Origin of the sequence: Zhongshania sp. R06B22 (assembly GCF_040892595.1) — a bacterium.
GTDB classification, from domain to species: domain Bacteria; phylum Pseudomonadota; class Gammaproteobacteria; order Pseudomonadales; family Spongiibacteraceae; genus Spongiibacter; species Spongiibacter arctica.
On the sequence record NZ_JBFRYB010000001.1, the window covers coordinates 2,298,647 to 2,315,234 of the forward strand.

Sequence of the window (16,588 nt, forward strand, 5' to 3'; positions counted from 1 at the left end):
TGGAGGGCTAGGCGAGGTAGACTAATGCCGGCACAAAAAACAAGGCAACTAGAAAGAAAGACAGAAAAACTGGAGAGAAAATGAACATCGGTGAGGCGGCAAAGGCCAGCGGCATCTCAGTTAAAATGATTCGGCATTACGAATCATTGGGCCTAATTAAGGAAGCAGCGCGCACATCGGCAGGATACCGACTGTATTCTGCAAGCGATGTGCATAACCTAAGTTTTATAAAAAGTGCCCGGTCCCTAGGGTTTTCACTCGCGCAAATCCAGCAGCTGCTATCGCTGTGGCTTGACCGGGATCGCGCTAGTTCCGACGTTAAAGCACTAGCAATGGAACATATTGAAGAGCTGGATAGCAAAATAAGTGAACTGAGTACAATGCGAAATTTATTGGCGGATCTCGCATCAAATTGTCACGGCGATAGCCGCGCTGACTGCCCTATTTTGTCTGGTTTGGAAAAAGACTCCAACTGTAAAGGCCATTAATTGTCGCGATGAACATTACGATTAGTGTGAGCAAGAAAATAAGATACTGGGTTTTGCTGATGTTTTTCAGTAAGCTCGCCGTCGCTGCCATTAATCCCATCGCTATAAGCAGCGGTACGCCATCGCTGTTCTCGCAGTTGTCGGCCCCGCAGCATAAACACCCTGTGGCGGCCTCAACAAGTATGGATCGTTGGCAGACTTCAGAGATTCCGGATGCCGGGGCTCAGACCGCTGAGATAAGCCCGGCCGATAACAGCGAACATCGCGCCGCGCAGTGCGATTGGGCCACCGGGCATTGTCATGCAGCAGCCATACCCCCGGAGAATTATGACCGCAGTAGCAATAGCCCCCAGAGAGCGCGCAATGACTTGCAGCCTAGTACAAGCACCGCAGCAGTTTTTGCCTTATTTCGTCCACCGATTTACGCAAAGCTAGGTTTTTTGCGCCGGTCATTTGGCTTATTGCCGCTCGCTTAAGGTTGTAATACCTCAATTGATCAGGTCGTTGTGACGTCGTTATTCAAGATTCCGGCTCTGTCCCTTAAGCTTAGCAATACACGAGTCGGATACCGATAGAGAATTTGATCAGGACACCATTATGAAAATCCCATCACCCGCCGGTTTAAACGATGCGGCCGGTAACACCGGCATATCACGTCGACGTTTTGTGCAAGGTGCCACCAGTGCTGGTGCGCTTATCGGCCTTAGTGGCGCGCCTTTAAGTTTCGCCAACAGTTTTGGCGCTGCAAACATGCCGGTAATGAAGTCTCCCGATGTCCTCACGGGGAATCACTTTGAATTAAATATTGGCTATCAAACCGTAAATTTCACTGGCCATGAGCGTCTGGCAACAACCGTGAATGGCAGTCTCCCGGGACCTATTTTGCACTGGAAAGAAGGCGAAGATATTTCCCTGCGGGTACACAATCACCTGCATCACGACAGCTCTATACATTGGCACGGCATGATTTTACCCACCGGCATGGACGGCGTACCGGGGATGAGTTTCGCAGGTATCAAGCCCGGTGAATATTTTGATTACGCCTTTAAAGTGCAGCAAAACGGCACGTATTGGTACCACAGTCATTCAGGTTTTCAGGAACAGACCGGCGTTTATGGGGCAATAGTGATTGAGCCTGCGAACCCCGATCCGGTCAGCGCAGATCGCGACTATGTGGTGCAACTGTCTGACTGGTCAGACCAACAAGCAGAGGACATTTACACCACCCTTAAACAACGCGGTGATTACTATAATTTTCGGCAGCGCACGGTAGGTGATCTGTGGCGGGACATCAAAGAAAAAGGCGTGGCACGCAGCTGGGCAGAACGCGGTATGTGGAATCAAATGCGCATGCATCAGTCCGATATCGCCGACGTGACTGGCCACACCTACACCTACTTAATGAACGGCAGTACCCCAGAGCAAGGCTGGAACGGTCTCTTTAACCGTGGTGAAAAAGTGCGTTTACGGTTTATTAACGCCTCCGCCATGACCATTTTTGATGTCCGTATTCCCGGTCTAAAGATGACCGTGGTGGCGGCAGATGGTCAAAATATTCAAGCGGTCAGTGTTGATGACTTTCGTATCGGCGTGGCGGAAACCTATGATGTGATTGTCACGCCAAGCGATGACAGCGCTTACTGCGTATTTGCTCAAAGCATCGATCGCAGCGGGTTTTGCCGGGGTAATCTCAGCCCTAACCCAGAATGGCAGGCCGAGCTACCCAAGATGGATCACGCTCCCCTGCTCGCCCATCGCGACATGGGTATGGCCATGAACATGAATATGAGCATGGACACGTCCACAGGCACAGGCACAGGCATGGCGGGAATGCACGCCATGCATAATATGGGCTCAATGAAAGGCATGGATCATAGCGGCCACAACATGGCGGCTATGAGTGACGATCCGGGTATGCAAGACAAGCCCGGCCCCGCTGGAATGGGAAGTCAGCGCGGCATCACTCACAACAAAACTGAATTTGGCCCACATGTGGATATGCGTTCTGAATCGCCAATGAACGGCCTAGATGATCCGGGTATCGGCTTGCGTGAGCACCAACAACGTTATGGTCGGCGGGTGCTGCGCTATGGAGACTTGCGCAATCTTTATGAAACCGAAGATCGCCGTGATCCTGAACGCGAAATTCAGCTGCATCTAACTGGCAATATGGAGCGCTATATGTGGTCCATGAACGGCATTCCCTTTGCCGACGCCAGCCCCTTGCAACTCAAATATGGTGAGCGCCTAAGGATTGTATTAGTGAATGATTCAATGATGACCCACCCTATACATCTCCACGGTGTGTGGAGTGAATTAGAAACTGGTGATCCGCAATACATTCCTAAAAAGCACACGATATTAGTCCAGCCGGGTTCCAAAATTAGTTACTTGGTTACTGCCGATGCGCTAGGTCGCTGGGCCTATCACTGTCACCTGCTATACCACATGCCAGGTATGATGCGAGAAGTCCGCATCAGTGAAACCGGTACATTGTCATGAGTATCATTCGTATTTCTAGCGTCACTGCTGTGATACTCACTGCCTTCGCGCCCATGGCATGGAGCCATTCCGACGCAGATCCCGTGGTTAGCATGTTTGCGGCGAATCAGTTTGAATTACTTGCAGACGGACATGGTGTCGGAATCGGGTGGGATATCGACGCTTGGCTCGGTAGAGACCTTGAAAAGCTATGGATTAAAACCAGCGGCGACCATAGCCATAGCGCGGGCGCTCCCCAACGCAGCGAACTTGAGGTGTTGTATAGCAAAGGAATAGCAACATACTGGGACGTTCAAGCTGGTTGGCGGGGTGATTTCACAGATACCGAGGACCGACATTGGTTTGCACTGGGCCTGCAGGGCTTAGCGCCCTACTTCTTTGAAACTGCCTTAACATTTTATATTGGTGAACACGGCCAAACCGCATTGCGGATTAATATCGAATATGAGCTACTAATCACCCAAAAGCTGATCCTCACACCGGAGCTAGGCGCAAATATCTATGGTCGCAATGACCCACAAACCGAGACCGGCAGTGGTCTGGCGGATATCGAAACCGGACTGAGATTGCGCTATGAATTTACTCGGAAGTTCGCGCCTTATATTGGCGTGAGCTATCACAAGGAAAACGGCAAAACCGCTGACTACAAACGCAATGCTGGCAAACACACAGAGGAATTGAGTTTGGTGACGGGTTTACGCTTTTGGTTTTAAGCACCAACTACGTTGCCGAATACTTGTTCAACATCGTTGAGCTCAGGACTTAGTTTCTATGTGCAACTACAGGCTGTGAATTGTCAGCGTTCGAGTGGTCGCGCTTGGGTAAGCCCTGGGCCACTTTAATTTTTCTCATCGCGGACATTCTGCCCTTAACACGATACATTAACGGCTGATATTTTGGCCGTGAGTGGCTGGCGAGACTATTCAAAGTGCTTTGTTGTGTGCTCAATTGAAAATTAGTGGCTTCTAGAAACCTATTGGTCTGCATCGTCTAGGTTCCCGTAGATATCTTTTTTGCTAAGCAATTTATAAATGACAGGCTGCGAAGCCACACAAGTGGCTGATCGCCGGTAGCAATATTGTGTTAGCAAAACGCTAGTTGGAATAGAAGAGCACTGCCTGTGATAAATGATCGCTAGCATAGCGAAGCGTAAGGCGCTGAATTAACGAGATTTGAGGACGTGGAAATGGGCCCGGGGCCAACGGTAAGAAAAAAACCTATCATAGGCCTGCTGCAAGTTGCTGGCGTTGTTGTGCTAATGCTCTTGGCGTTCATCTACTCCAGGCCTCCGGGTGTGCCGGACGAGGCATCGGTAGCGAAAGAGCTTGCCGCTTCGCCGGGTAAACCGGCTCCCTTGGTTTCGGTCGTTCGACCCTCGGCTTTACCGGGGCAACTCGCCGTTACTTCGACCGGTTCTGTAGCTGTGCGCAGCTACGTCACATTAACGCCCCAAGTTTCTGGGCGGGTTGTGGCGACTTCTCCGGCTTTGCGCAGTGGCGGTAGCTTTGCCGCAGGCGAAACATTGGTGACGCTCGAACAGCGCGACTTTATTCTAGCGCTCGCTCAGGTGCAGGCCGATGTCACATCAGCGCAAGCGTCACTGCAGTTGAGCCAAGCGGAAGCATCAGCGGCAATCGCCAATTATCAAATGCTGAGTCCGGGTAAAGAGACTCCCCCGCTGGTCGCTAAAGCGCCACAAATAGCTCAGGCAAAAGCGCAGTTGCAAGCCGCTATGGCCCGTCGTGATATTCAGCAAGTTAATCTTGAGCGCAGCGTATTTTCGCTACCTTTCTCGGGCCGAGTGGTTGAAAGCACTGCCGACGAAGGTCAAATGCTCAGTGCCGGTCAATCCTTTGGTCGAGTCTACGCTCTGGACGCGGTCGAAATTGTTATTACATTGGCACCTGAAGAACTCGCAAAAATAGCGCCTGCAGAAGGCCGCGCGGCGATGATCACCGCCGATGGCCTTAACTTTGAAGGTCGTATTGCCAGAGTTGCCGCCGAGCGCGACCCGCGCACGCGCTTCTCACAGGTTTATTTAACGGCAAGTAATAGTGAACCCTTAACGCCGGGAACCTTTGTTTCCGTGAAATTGAAGGGACCAGCCATCGAAAACACGTTTAAGCTTCCGGAAAGCGCGCTTCAGGTAGGTCAGTCTTTCTGGATTGTAAAAGACGGTGCTATCACTGGGATGGACGCAACTATTTTGGGGCGTAGCAATGGCCATTATCTGGTTGAAGCCTTTGACTATGGCGATGGCATTGTTACTGGCGCCGTGCCCGGCGCCCGCGAGGGACTTCCGGTTCGCTTGGCAGAGACAGACTGATGACTGACCCGAATAAGGTGCTTCCCCCTACTCCCGCTGGCGATAACTATCGTGGGCTGTTGGCGTATTTTGCTAAGAACCCCGTTGCCGGCAATCTGCTTATGGTCATATTGCTGGTGGGCGGTCTGCTGTCCGGCTTGGCTTTGACCGCGCAGGTGTTTCCAACCATCGACCCCGGCACCGTGACCATTTCAGTTGCCTACCCCGGCGCAACGCCAACCGAGGTTGAGGAAGGCATTACCAGGCGAGTCGAAGAAGCAGTTTTCGGTATTGATGGCGTTGATCGAGTAATTTCCCGGGCTTCTGAAAATCTCGGCTCGGTTACCCTCGAGCTAAAAGATTTTGTCGATGCGGATAAGGTGCGCGATGATGCAGAAGCTGCGGTGCAGCAACTGATCGATTTTCCGCCAGAAGATGCAGAGCAGCCTAAAATTGTTCGCGCTGAAACCCTTTCAGACGTTTTAACCATTGTTGTGAGCTCGGAGCTGGGCGAGCGTGAACTTCGGCGCGGCGCTGAAATAATTGAGGAAGAATTATTAGCGCTGCCCGGCGTCTCCCTGGTGTCACTGCTGGGGGCGAAGGACTACGAGATAGCAATCGAAATTAGCGAGGACTCTCTGCGGCGCTACGATCTGACAATGACGGACGTCGCCAACACCATCAGGCGCTCGTCTATAAACCTGTCATCCGGTGAAATTAAGACCCAGGGCGGCGACCTCTTACTTCGCACTAATACCAAACGCAATACCGGTGAGGCCTTTGAAGATATTGTATTGCGCGCAGGTTCCGACGGCAGTGTTCTGCGGGTATCCGATGTCGCCACCGTGCGCGACGGCTTCACTGACACCGACCTGATTAACCAATTCAACGGCCGCGAGAGCGTGCTGTTAAAAGTGCAAAAATCCGAAGCCGAAGATGTGCTTGTGATCGCGGGAACAGTGAAAGCATTTTTGGCAGATTATACCCCGCCAGCCGGTGTTGATTTGTCTGTGTGGGACGACCAAACAGACATTCTGCAGGATAGGATTAGTTTGCTGCTGCGAAACGGTCTCCTTGGCTTTGCCCTGGTTTTCCTGTTCTTGGTGGTCATGTTGGATTTGCGACTCGCGCTGTGGGTTGCCATGGGCGTGCCGATATCCTTCCTTGGAGCGTTTCTGTTTTTTGACGTTTTTGACGTCAATATCAATATGATCTCGCTGTTCGCACTGATCATTGTGCTGGGTATTGTTGTTGATGATGCGGTGGTGGTTGGCGAGAATATTATATCTGAACAGGAGCATGGCAAGACTGGTATACAGGCTGCAATGGACGGCGTTAACGGCGTGTTTGGACCGGTTATGGTCGGTGTTTTAACAACCATGGCGGCCTTTGCGCCTCTGCTGTTTGTTACCGGCAGCTTTGGCCAGATCCTTGGCGTGGTGCCAGTGGTGGTTATCCTGGTACTGGCGATGTCGTTGATTGAAGCCTTCCTTATTCTGCCATCCCACCTTGCCCACGGTGGTAAATGGAGTCGCTGGCCACTGGATCAAATGCAAAACGCGGTGTCTGTGCGAGTTGATCGTTTCCGAAATTTCATTCTGGCACCTGCAGTCGCTCGAGCGGTTCGCCATCGCTATTTGACACTGGTGGCCGGTATCGGTCTGTTAGTGTTGGCTGGGTTACTGCTAACCACAGGTGCAGTGCGATTTATCTTCTTTCCTGCACTGGAAGCAAACTCCATTCGTGCCACCCTAGAATTTCCCATCGGCACGCCTTTTGAGTCAACCCAAGTCGCGGCTGACAGAATTGTTGCTGCCGCAAATGTAGTGAATTCACGCCTGGACGGCAATGCATTTGAATCTATTAGCGTTACCGTTGGCGGACTGTCGAGATCAGCCGGTGGCCCCGGTGGCGGCAATTCGATGACGGTTGCGAGTCACTTGGCATCGGTGCAGATTGAGCTAGGTCCTGAGCCACCACGTACCCTTTCTGCCAAAGCACTGGAGCGCTTGTGGCGAACGGAAGTTGGTGATATTCCCGGCGTCGAACGCCTGTCTTATGTGGCTGATTTTTTTGGCGGTCAGGCTGATTTAGAATTTGAGCTCGCCCATCAAGACAGCGACATTCTCGAACAAGCGGTCAGCAGCTTGCGTGAGCGCTACGAAACCATTGCGGGCGTGTACGAAGTTCAGGATTCCAATAGCATTGGTAAACGCCAGTTTGATATTCATTTAAGCCCTGCTGGCGAAGCTGCAGGACTGACACCGACCGACATTGCACGCCAGCTGCGCAGAAATTTCTTTGGCGAGGAAGTGCAACGTATTCAGCGTGGCCGGGAAGAGTTAAAAGTGATGGTTCGCTACCCGGAGAGCAACCGAAGTTCTACCGCAGATCTATTTGACGCCCGTATTCGCCTTGCCGACGGCAGCGAGGCGCCGCTCTCCAGTGTTGCCCAGGTGACAGAATCAAGAAGTCTGTCTGCCATTAACCGGGTGGACGGCCTGCGTATTGTCTCCGTCTCGGCTCAGGTTGACGAAGCCCTGACCACACCGAGCCTAGCTAATGCGGTGGTATTGGAACAGTTTGTACCGGAATTTAAACAGCAGTTTCCTGGTTTGCAGATTCGACAAGCGGGCGAAGGCCGTGAACAGTCTAAAGATTTGTCGGCCTTGGGTAGATTGACACTGGTGGCCCTGCTCATTATTTTTGCGCTAATGGCATCGCAATTAAAAAGCTATACCCAGCCACTAATCATTCTCGCTGGGGTACCGTTTGGTGCCGGCGGCGCGCTAATTGGACACTTTTTACTTGGTTACAACCTTTCTTTTATCTCACTTTTTGGCATCGTGGCCCTGAGTGGTGTTGTCGTTAACGACGCATTGGTATTGGTTGATCGTTATAACAAACTACTTGAGGAAGGTTGGGATAACGACAAAGCGATTGTTGAGGCTGCCCGTCGCAGATTTCGCGCTATTTTCCTCACCACGGCAACTACCGCGCTTGGTTTAGCACCCATGCTGTTCGAAACCAGCACTCAGGCGCAATTCTTAATTCCCATGGCGGTAAGTTTGGCAACGGGAATTGTGTTTGCAAGTATCATTATCTTATTTTTAATACCTGCGCTGGTAATGATTCGGGAGGATCTACGGTTTAAATCCAGAAAGATTTAAGACTTTGAGCTGTGTTTAACCTGCTCAGAAATAATAAAATAAATTTAATAAGACTGGCGCTACACTGGACAGGTGATGGGCGCATACATATTGAGGATTGAAGCTGAATGATAAAGCATATCGTATTGCTTACTTGGCAAGAAGGCGTTTCGCAAGCTCAGATTGACGCAGTGACGTCGGCGTTTCAGGAGTTGGGAAAAGAAATCCCGGAAGTGCTCAATTATTCATTTGGACAGGACGCTGGTATTTATCGGGGCAATGCCAATTACGCACTTATCGCTGAGTTCCGAAATGAGGCGGACTTGAAAGCCTACGTTGTTCACCCAAGCCATCAGGCACTTTTATCGACGGTGACTGGCCCCATCTTGAAGTCATTCCAATCCATTCAAATAAAGGTCTGAGACTGAGCGTACAAGGCGAAACTGCGCATTGCATTGCCTTTACGGGTGACTTTTTATTTTTTTAACAATACTTCGCTAGCTGATGACAATAGTGTTTAGTGCAAGGCCCCGTTCGCCTCATCTATCCATTCGTCGCTGCTATTAAAATCAACATTATCACCATGGGTGGCAAGACCCAATGCAGTTTCAGTAAACACGGGGCCTTTGCGACTCTGCGCGGCTAAGGCGGCGCTGGCTTCCAGCAAACGCTGACCTATTACTTGTGCATCTTCTTCGAGGGTGTCGTGAAGTAGCACTAAAAAAGTATTGTCGTTATAGCGACAAATCATATCCCCTGCCCGCAACTTGCTTTGTATCTCTTTGGCTTGCGCGGCGAGGAAGGTATCGCTTTGATCGCCTAGAACTTTACGCAGTGTTTTAATATTTTTAATTTCAATTAGTAAAACACTCAAGACCCGCCCTGCTCTGGCAGCTAGGTTAAAGGAGTCTGCTAGGAAGCCATTCATGAACTCGCGGGAAAACACCCCAGTGACCGGGTCGTGGCGTTTCTCGTGGTCTATTTTAGGTGCTTTTTTAGCTTGGCCGCGACTGCGCTTGAGGTTTTGCAGATTCAATTCTGCCAGAGTCTCATTAGCTTGCTCTAGCAAGTCAGACTGACTGGCGCTTTCCGTGAGTTTTACATCGAAGAGACTTTCCATTTCTGGAATTTGCTCATGTAAAAAAGTGATTAAGTCATCAACTTTACTTGGGTTAATACCCAATACCCGCTGCGCCTTCAAATATAGTTGCTTGCGGGCATCCGCAGGCTCACCAAGTATCAGGTAGTCGGCGGCGATGCCTGATAGACACACACAGCGCACAAATTGACCGTCGACATCAGTTTGCGCAAAGGTGTTCGGCCGATGGCTGGTGGCGATGGCTAAGGTGGTTCTGGCCGCTAGTCCCCAATGTTTACTCAGCCACGCGCCCGCTTCGGCGTGATCACCGCCCATGCGTTCAATTTCGTATTCACGCACCCGTTCGTGGAAGACCTGATCACTGCGTAGATCGGTATAAAAATCTGGGTGGAGTCGATCTATAGCTATCATGCCGATGTCTTGCAGCAGGCCCGCTAGAAACAGTTCCTCTAAGGCCCGCTCTTTGAGAGATCGACCCAGTTCGCGCGCGGCGGCTGCCGCAAGCAGGGAGCGGCGCCATAGTAGTGGATAATGTAAACCGGATTGGGTTTGTTCTTTTAGTGATGACGTCAGCGAGAAACTCAAGGCTAGATTGACGGTGGTGTCTAAACCCAAAAGCACAATGGCGCGGCGCAGGGTTTCGATCTTTTGTTCGTTGGCATACATCGGTGAGTTCGCAAATTGCAGAGTCTTGGCAGTTAGCGCCGGATCACTGGCAATGAGCTTGGCAAGACTTTGGATATCGACATCGCCGGAACGCGCCAACTCGACAATTTTAGTCATGACGCGGGGAATCGATGGTAGTCGTGCGGTATTGTCGGTAAAGGGGCTGAGGTCAATAGCCATGCACTGTCCTGAATTGAGTTTATCGGCTATCTAAACCCGCTTGCCGGTTTTGGGCAATACGGGTTAGCCGCGACCGAGCTTAGACTTCTGCTGACTACGCCCTATTTTTCAAAGACAGTGGCAACCTGCCGGCTAAACATAATGGCATTGCCGTCTGCGCCCCAGACGGTTGCGTAGTTATTAAAGTAACCATTTCCGGCTGCCTGGCTGCGGTAATCGTAAAACCACCAGTCTGACATATCCGCTTTTGGCATTTCGCTTGGGAACTCTAAATACCAACTCAGGGAGCTACCAATACCGGGATGTTTAATCATATTTAGCCCCGGCATGGGGGGTAAATCGCCGAGCGCGACTAAGGCCGCTAAATCTAACTCCCCCGCTTCTTTAAAACGCATCCACAGGGAGAAGTCTGGCGAGTCGGCCTGACTAAATGGCAGGCCGCCAGTGCACATTCGCATGTCAAAATACTGTGTGAAAGTCGGGGTTAACCCTTCGATATATGGTAGAGACTCCAAGGTGTCTGGCGGAGCCACAGAAGGTATTGCGGGGGCCGTTAACGTGACTGCTGATGGCCGGTCTTTACCGAATGCGGCGCTCACGGTGGCAGCGACCTCACCGTTACAGAGAATTTCACCCTGAATATGAGTAACAGAGCCGCCTACCCTTAACTCCCGAATAATAATTCGGTGGTTCCCCGCCGGCACCGGGCCTACAAACATAACGGAGAGTGAGCGCAAGCGCCGATCTGCGGGCACCTGATTAAGCATGGCTTTTACTATTAAGGCGGCGCTTAATCCACCAAAGGCTGTTCTGCCCTGCAACCAGGTTTCATCGACATAGGCGGTGTATTCGTTGGCGTGTTCTGACGCGCGGACACTGCTGAGCAGTGCCTTAAAATCCATCATTCTCCATCCTCAATGTGTGTATAAAATAGCGACATGGCACCGCTAGTGCCATGTTTTTAAGTGCCGCGAATGAGCGATAAACAATAATCAGAAGCTATTCGGGCCAGCGGAAATCAGCGTAATCTGCGCGAATGTCTTTCTTACTGAGTTTACCGGTCGCCGTATGGGGTAATGAGTCTACAAAGAGGCACTCCTCTGGAATCCACCATTTAGATACTTTATCGTCGAACCATGACAGCATCTCTTCACGGCTTAGCGTTTCGCCCTCTTGCAGTATCACTAGCAATAATGGGCGTTCGCTCCATTTGGGATGTGGCATACCAACCACGGCGGCTTCGGCCACTTTGGGGTGATTGACCGCGCAATTTTCCAGTTCAATTGAGCTAATCCATTCGCCACCCGATTTAATAACATCCTTCACCCGGTCGGTGATTTGCATATAGCCGTGTTCGTCCATGCAGGCAACGTCGCCGGTTTCAAACCAACCATCATCATCTAGGGTTTGTCCGTCGTAGCGATAATATTCATTGATTATCCAGGGGCCGCGCACCTTAACCGCGCCCGCGCTTTTGCCATCCCATGGTAGTGATTTATTGTCTGCATCCACAATTTTTAATTCCACGCCAAAGACCGGACGGCCCTGCTTCAAACGCTTTTTGTCGTATTCTTCTGGGGAAAGGTTTGCCACTGGTGGTGGCACAGTACCGTTATAGGTACCCAGGGGATTCATTTCTGTCATGCCCCAACCCTGCTGCACATCTACGCCATATTTTTCGCGGAATACATCTAAAATATAAAACGGGCAGGCCGCGCCACCGACGGTAACCCGGTTCAGGCTTTCGATGGTTTTTCCAGATTTATTCAGGTAATCCAATAAGGCCAACCACACTGTTGGTACGCCGGCTGACGCAGTGACCTTCTCTTCGTTGATCAGGGTGCACAGGGTTTCACCGCAGCCCATTTTGGGGCCGGGCATAACTAGCTTTGTGCCGGTCATTGGCGCGGCGTATACCAAGCCCCAGCCATTGACGTGGAACATAGGCACTATGGGAAGCGCAACGTCTTTGACAGATAGGCCGATAACATCAGGGGCGATAATCGCATAGCAATGCAGCAAGGTAGAGCGATGGGTGTACATGACGCCTTTGGGATTACCGGTTGTTCCAGAGGTGTAACACAGCGCAGATGGCGTATTTTCATCTAGCTCTGGCCACTCGAATTCCGATGTTTGCGCGGCGAGTAAGGTTTCGTAGCAATGCGCATTGGCAAGACTAGTCTCTGGCATATGTGCTTCGTCAGTCATTACCACAAAGCCCTTAACGTCGGGCATCACATCTTGTAAAGACTCGAGCAGTGGCACCATGGTCAAATCTAGAAAGACCCACTTGTCGCGACCGTGGTTAACAATGTATTCAATTTGTTCTGGGAATAAGCGCGGATTAACGGTGTGACAGATCATGCCGCTGCACGATACCGCGTAGTATATTTCTAAATGGCGATAGTCGTTCCAAGCGAATGTGGCGATGGTGTCGCCCTGCTCCAAGCCAAGTGCGTCGAGTGCGTTTGCCAACTGCCTTACCCGAGCAAAGGCGTCGCGATAGGTGTATCTATGGCGAGGGTTGTCGGCGGTGACGGATACCACTTCAACTGAGCCATTAATTTGCTCCGCGTGTTTCATTATGGAGGTGATTGTGAGCTGGGTGTTCATCATCGGAGTCATTTTTATTTGCCTTTATTAGTGGTGGGAAAATATGGCTCGGCTCTTGCGCAACAAAGTATGTCAGCAGAGAATACATTAGGCATCAATCTTATGTGACTGCGGCCGATATTGGCAATACAACCATCGCACAATATTGTGATTAGGCATATCTGCTAATTGCACATAAGGTGCAAATAAGACCAATAAATCAGTCCGAAATAGCAGCTAATAGCAGCTTTCACGTGACGCGAGACTTTGCGCTCTGGCAAGAAACCGGCTGGCAAGGCATTCGAGGAGGCACATTAATAAGCGCTGACTTGTTTCTTATCAGTAGCAGATCAAACCCAGCGCCACGCTTTTACAAAGGGTCATCAATAATGTTTCATGTATGACCTTATGAGGACTGCGCTATCAACCAGTCCCGAACGGAGTTTCTTGCTATAAGGAGTTGCCGGATATCAAAACGCTGATTGTGAATTAAGCTGAGAATACCGACCGAAGTTTGGCGAATGCCACGGTTTACCTTGGCTTGTTTGGGCGGGTATTGGTGTCGTGGCTTTGGATTAAACAGGGACTAGGTGCCGCACGGGGGCTAGCTCAATAGGCGTTTCATGACGCCGATAAGAATTTTTTCAAAGGAAAACTGCAGGCTACGCGAACTATATTCAATGGGAGCTGCCGAAAATTGGACCGCAGGCAGATTTGCTATGCCGCTTTGATGGCCTTCCTTACACCAAGAAAAATGATTGGTTCTGGATGTCAATCACGCTAGCGCGACTGACATCTATATACCGACATTTCAATATTGGTAGGTAAATGCCAGTCACAGTCATACCCTACTATTGAACTCAGGGTTTACGGTGTCGTCATATTCTCTTCGCCCCAAAATGCTTTCATGGCGACAACCTTGTTATCGTCATTAAAGGTGAACTGATCTATGACATCGATGCGCATTTCACCATTGCCGGGGTTTAACTCAACCACAAAGGGAAACACTGCGTGATTGGCGGCGATTCTCACTGGACCGTCCAGGCGCGCAGAAATTCCGGAACTAAAAGCGACTTCATAGAATCGTATAATAGCGTCTTTGCCACTTAGGGGTTCAGAGCCGACGGGGTCTTCAACTGTGGCATCGTCAGCATACAAGTCGGTAATAGCCGCCATATCGTGCTCAGTTAAGGCGCGCATATACTGTTCTACCATGGCTAATTTTGGATTTTTGCTCACGTAAATTGCTCCATTTCATTCGTAAAGTTCTTATTTAGGAAGTGTAACGCGGGAATTCGCTCAGGAATATGTCGATTTTGTTAATAAAAAACGTCTACCACAAGGCAAAACTTCTACGCGGAGACTTGCCTGAGGTTTGATTTACGCGCTGGGCCTGCATTCAGTAGGTTTGCGGTGTAATATAGTAACGTCCACCTAGACTTTGAGATGCGGTATTCAATGTTAATTATAAAACCTCTTCGCAACGGCAAATCGAATGGCGCGGTAATCCTAGCCCTACTTTTGTCTTTATTCAGTCTCTCGGTATTTGCCGAGAGCGTGCTCACGGCTCTGAAGCCAGATAAAACCCACAAAACGGCGATTCACGATATGGTGGAGCAACTGAACAGTCGCCACTACGTGAAACTGTCTTTGAATGATGACCTTTCGGCCAAATTACTCGACGCGTTTCTGGACGACCTGGATCCTAATCGCCTATTTTTACTTGCCAGTGACATCGCCGAATTCCAGAAATATCGCAGCACATTGGATGATGAGCTCAATAAATCTAGTGTCAGCGCGGGTTTCATTATGTTTAATCGCTACCGCGAGCGCATGGTTTCCCGGATGGAAAGCACCATAGATACCTTGCCTGCGCAGATTGCGGCAATGGATTTTAGTATCAAAGAAGATATTGAACTTGATCGCAGCAAAGCGACGTGGCCTGCCAACGAAGCAGAAGCGGACGAAGTTTGGCGCAAGCAAATTAAAAAAGGCGTCCTTGGCCTGCGACTTGCTGAGAAAGACGATGAAGGTATCATTGAGTTACTCAGCAAGCGTTTTAAAAATCAAATTAAGCGGATGACCCAGCTGGAAGCGGAAGATGCATTTCAGATTTATGTAAACGCGTTTGCCTCGCTTTATGACCCCCACACCGATTATTTTTCGCCACGTATTTCCGAGAATTTCCAGATTAATATGAGCCTCAAGCTGGAAGGTATTGGCGCCGTTTTACAGATGGAAGACGACTACACCAAGGTGGTTCGCTTGGTGCCCGCTGGCCCGGCTGACAAACAGGGACAGCTGCAACCTGCAGATAAAATCATTGGCGTTGCCCAAGGTAAAAAGAGCGAAATGCAAGATGTCGTCGGCTGGCGTTTGGATGACGTGGTTGACTTGATACGCGGCGCGGCGGGCTCGTTTGTGCGTCTGCAAGTGATCCCAGCGATTGCCAAAAGCGACGAAGCTCGCCGTGAGATCACCATTGAACGCAACGAAGTGAAACTTGAGGATCAAAGCGCTGCGGGTGAAATGATTGAGATCATTGATAGCGACGGCGAAGCTCATCAAGTTGGTGTGATTGACGTTCCCATGTTTTATCTCGACTTCGAAGCCTATCGCGCCGGTGATACCGAGTTTCGCAGCACCACCCGCGACGTTCACCGTATTTTAGGTGAGCTGCTTAGCGAAGGTGCTGAAGGCATCATTATTGATCTTAGGGATAACGGCGGCGGCTCCTTAGCTGAAGCCAATGCGATGGTCGGATTATTTATTGAGTCGGGACCGACGGTGCAAATCCGGCAGTCGAACGCCAAGGTGATTAAGGAAGGTAAGCGTCGCAGTTCGCCCTACTACACTGGACCACTAGTGGTGTTAATCAACCGCATGAGTGCCTCGGCCTCTGAAATATTTGCCGGCGCGATACAGGATTATCAACGCGGCATAGTGGTGGGCACCCAATCGTTTGGCAAGGGCACGGTGCAGTCTGTGAATCCGCTGAGCCACGGTCAGTTGAAACTGACTGAATCTAAGTTCTACCGCGTGTCAGGTGACAGCACTCAGAATCGAGGTGTTATTCCCGACATTGCATTTCCGCCTTTGTATAACTTGGAGGAGATCGGTGAAAGCGTTCTCGACAACGCCCTGCACTGGGATCGGATTCGCGAGGCTCACCACCGTTATTATTTCGACCTAAAGTCTGGAATGGCGACCTTGCAGCGCAAGCACGATAAACGCATTGCTAAAGATCCCGACTTTCAGTTTTTGCAGGAACAAATTGCGGTGATTGAAACTATGCGCAGTAAGACGCATATGTCATTGAATATTGATCTGCGGAAAACCGAGCGTGATGCCCAGAAGGTGCATTTATTAGCGATGGAGAATCGTCGTCGCGTTGGCAAAGGGGAAGAACCCTTAGACGCGCTTGAAGAAGACAGTGAAGACGACGTCGCTATGACCGATGAAGAATCAGAGGTGACCGTTGAAACCGAGGAAGATAGTAAGGACAAAGACAAGGAACGTGATCCGCTGTTAACTGAAGCGAGTCATATTCTGGTTGATGCCCTGCCCTACTTTTTGCCTGAGCGCTTAGCCCGGCGCCCATAGGGCG

12 protein-coding genes and 1 pseudogene are annotated in these 16,588 nt (G+C 50.4%); 9 read left to right on the plus strand and 4 right to left on the minus strand.

What is annotated here, in order from left to right:
• Positions 1 to 80 precede the first annotated feature (80 nt).
• From cueR to AB4875_RS10500, 7 genes are all read left to right on the plus strand, one after another.
• Entirely contained in the window at positions 81 to 488 is a 408-nt protein-coding gene (cueR, locus tag AB4875_RS10470; RefSeq protein ID WP_368376008.1) for a Cu(I)-responsive transcriptional regulator, read from the plus strand.
• Between the two features lie 59 nt (positions 489 to 547).
• Entirely contained in the window at positions 548 to 964 is a 417-nt protein-coding gene (locus AB4875_RS10475) for a hypothetical protein (RefSeq protein ID WP_368376009.1), read from the plus strand.
• Between the two features lie 121 nt (positions 965 to 1,085).
• The gene (locus AB4875_RS10480; protein WP_368376010.1) at positions 1,086 to 2,990 is read left to right on the plus strand and encodes a copper resistance system multicopper oxidase; all 1,905 of its coding nucleotides are present in this window, start codon (positions 1,086 to 1,088) and stop codon (positions 2,988 to 2,990) included.
• On the plus strand, positions 2,987 to 3,703 hold the full coding sequence (locus AB4875_RS10485) for a copper resistance protein B (protein WP_368376011.1): 717 nt from the start codon (positions 2,987 to 2,989) through the stop codon (positions 3,701 to 3,703). Before AB4875_RS10480 ends, AB4875_RS10485 begins: the two co-directional genes overlap by 4 nt.
• A gap of 473 nt (positions 3,704 to 4,176) precedes the next feature.
• Positions 4,177 to 5,316, plus strand: a complete 1,140-nt coding sequence (locus AB4875_RS10490; protein WP_368377071.1) for an efflux RND transporter periplasmic adaptor subunit — start codon at positions 4,177 to 4,179, stop codon at positions 5,314 to 5,316.
• Positions 5,316 to 8,465: an efflux RND transporter permease subunit gene (locus AB4875_RS10495; RefSeq protein ID WP_368376012.1), complete on the plus strand. Its 3,150-nt coding sequence runs from the start codon at positions 5,316 to 5,318 to the stop codon at positions 8,463 to 8,465. The genes AB4875_RS10490 and AB4875_RS10495 overlap by 1 nt, the downstream gene beginning before the upstream one ends.
• A 107-nt stretch (positions 8,466 to 8,572) precedes the next feature.
• The gene (locus AB4875_RS10500) at positions 8,573 to 8,866 is read left to right on the plus strand and encodes a Dabb family protein (RefSeq protein WP_368376013.1); all 294 of its coding nucleotides are present in this window, start codon (positions 8,573 to 8,575) and stop codon (positions 8,864 to 8,866) included.
• A gap of 95 nt (positions 8,867 to 8,961) precedes the next feature.
• On the opposite strand, the gene AB4875_RS10505 is transcribed toward AB4875_RS10500, so the two are convergent.
• From AB4875_RS10505 to AB4875_RS10515, 3 genes are all read right to left on the minus strand, one after another.
• On the minus strand, positions 8,962 to 10,389 hold the full coding sequence (locus AB4875_RS10505) for a sensor domain-containing diguanylate cyclase (protein ID WP_368376014.1): 1,428 nt from the start codon (positions 10,387 to 10,389) through the stop codon (positions 8,962 to 8,964).
• Between the two features lie 101 nt (positions 10,390 to 10,490).
• Positions 10,491 to 11,294: an acyl-CoA thioesterase gene (locus AB4875_RS10510; protein ID WP_368376015.1), complete on the minus strand. Its 804-nt coding sequence runs from the start codon at positions 11,292 to 11,294 to the stop codon at positions 10,491 to 10,493.
• A 94-nt stretch (positions 11,295 to 11,388) separates the two neighbouring features.
• Positions 11,389 to 13,014 carry a long-chain fatty acid--CoA ligase gene (locus tag AB4875_RS10515; protein WP_368376016.1) on the minus strand — a complete coding sequence of 542 codons (1,626 nt, stop codon included), beginning with the start codon at positions 13,012 to 13,014 and terminating at the stop codon, positions 11,389 to 11,391.
• A 475-nt stretch (positions 13,015 to 13,489) separates the two neighbouring features.
• Here AB4875_RS10515 and AB4875_RS10520 point away from each other — a divergent pair.
• Positions 13,490 to 13,597 (plus strand): annotated as a pseudogene (locus tag AB4875_RS10520) (hypothetical protein); the annotation flags it as partial.
• 251 nt (positions 13,598 to 13,848) lie between these two features.
• On the opposite strand, the gene AB4875_RS10525 reads toward AB4875_RS10520, so the two are convergent.
• A complete protein-coding gene (locus AB4875_RS10525) occupies positions 13,849 to 14,220 on the minus strand; it encodes a nuclear transport factor 2 family protein (RefSeq protein WP_368376017.1) in 372 nt (123 codons plus the stop codon).
• Positions 14,221 to 14,439: 219 nt separating this feature from the next.
• Between AB4875_RS10525 and AB4875_RS10530 the strand changes: the two genes are divergently transcribed.
• Entirely contained in the window at positions 14,440 to 16,584 is a 2,145-nt protein-coding gene (locus AB4875_RS10530) for a carboxy terminal-processing peptidase (protein WP_368376018.1), read from the plus strand.
• Positions 16,585 to 16,588: the final 4 nt, after the last annotated feature.

What these genes read in the sequence shown, in the direction of transcription:
- AB4875_RS10490 (WP_368377071.1), top strand. Translation starts at nt 4,177, where the DNA reads ATGGGCCCGGGGCCAACGGTAAGAAAAAAACCTATCATAGGCCTGCTG.
- AB4875_RS10510 (WP_368376015.1), bottom strand. Translation starts at nt 11,294, where the DNA reads ATGATGGATTTTAAGGCACTGCTCAGCAGTGTCCGCGCGTCAGAACAC.
- AB4875_RS10480 (WP_368376010.1), top strand. Translation starts at nt 1,086, where the DNA reads ATGAAAATCCCATCACCCGCCGGTTTAAACGATGCGGCCGGTAACACC.
- AB4875_RS10515 (WP_368376016.1), bottom strand. Translation starts at nt 13,014, where the DNA reads ATGACTCCGATGATGAACACCCAGCTCACAATCACCTCCATAATGAAA.
- AB4875_RS10485 (WP_368376011.1), top strand. Translation starts at nt 2,987, where the DNA reads ATGAGTATCATTCGTATTTCTAGCGTCACTGCTGTGATACTCACTGCC.
- AB4875_RS10495 (WP_368376012.1), top strand. Translation starts at nt 5,316, where the DNA reads ATGACTGACCCGAATAAGGTGCTTCCCCCTACTCCCGCTGGCGATAAC.
- cueR (WP_368376008.1), top strand. Translation starts at nt 81, where the DNA reads ATGAACATCGGTGAGGCGGCAAAGGCCAGCGGCATCTCAGTTAAAATG.
- AB4875_RS10475 (WP_368376009.1), top strand. Translation starts at nt 548, where the DNA reads ATGTTTTTCAGTAAGCTCGCCGTCGCTGCCATTAATCCCATCGCTATA.
- AB4875_RS10500 (WP_368376013.1), top strand. Translation starts at nt 8,573, where the DNA reads ATGATAAAGCATATCGTATTGCTTACTTGGCAAGAAGGCGTTTCGCAA.
- AB4875_RS10530 (WP_368376018.1), top strand. Translation starts at nt 14,440, where the DNA reads ATGTTAATTATAAAACCTCTTCGCAACGGCAAATCGAATGGCGCGGTA.
- AB4875_RS10505 (WP_368376014.1), bottom strand. Translation starts at nt 10,389, where the DNA reads ATGGCTATTGACCTCAGCCCCTTTACCGACAATACCGCACGACTACCA.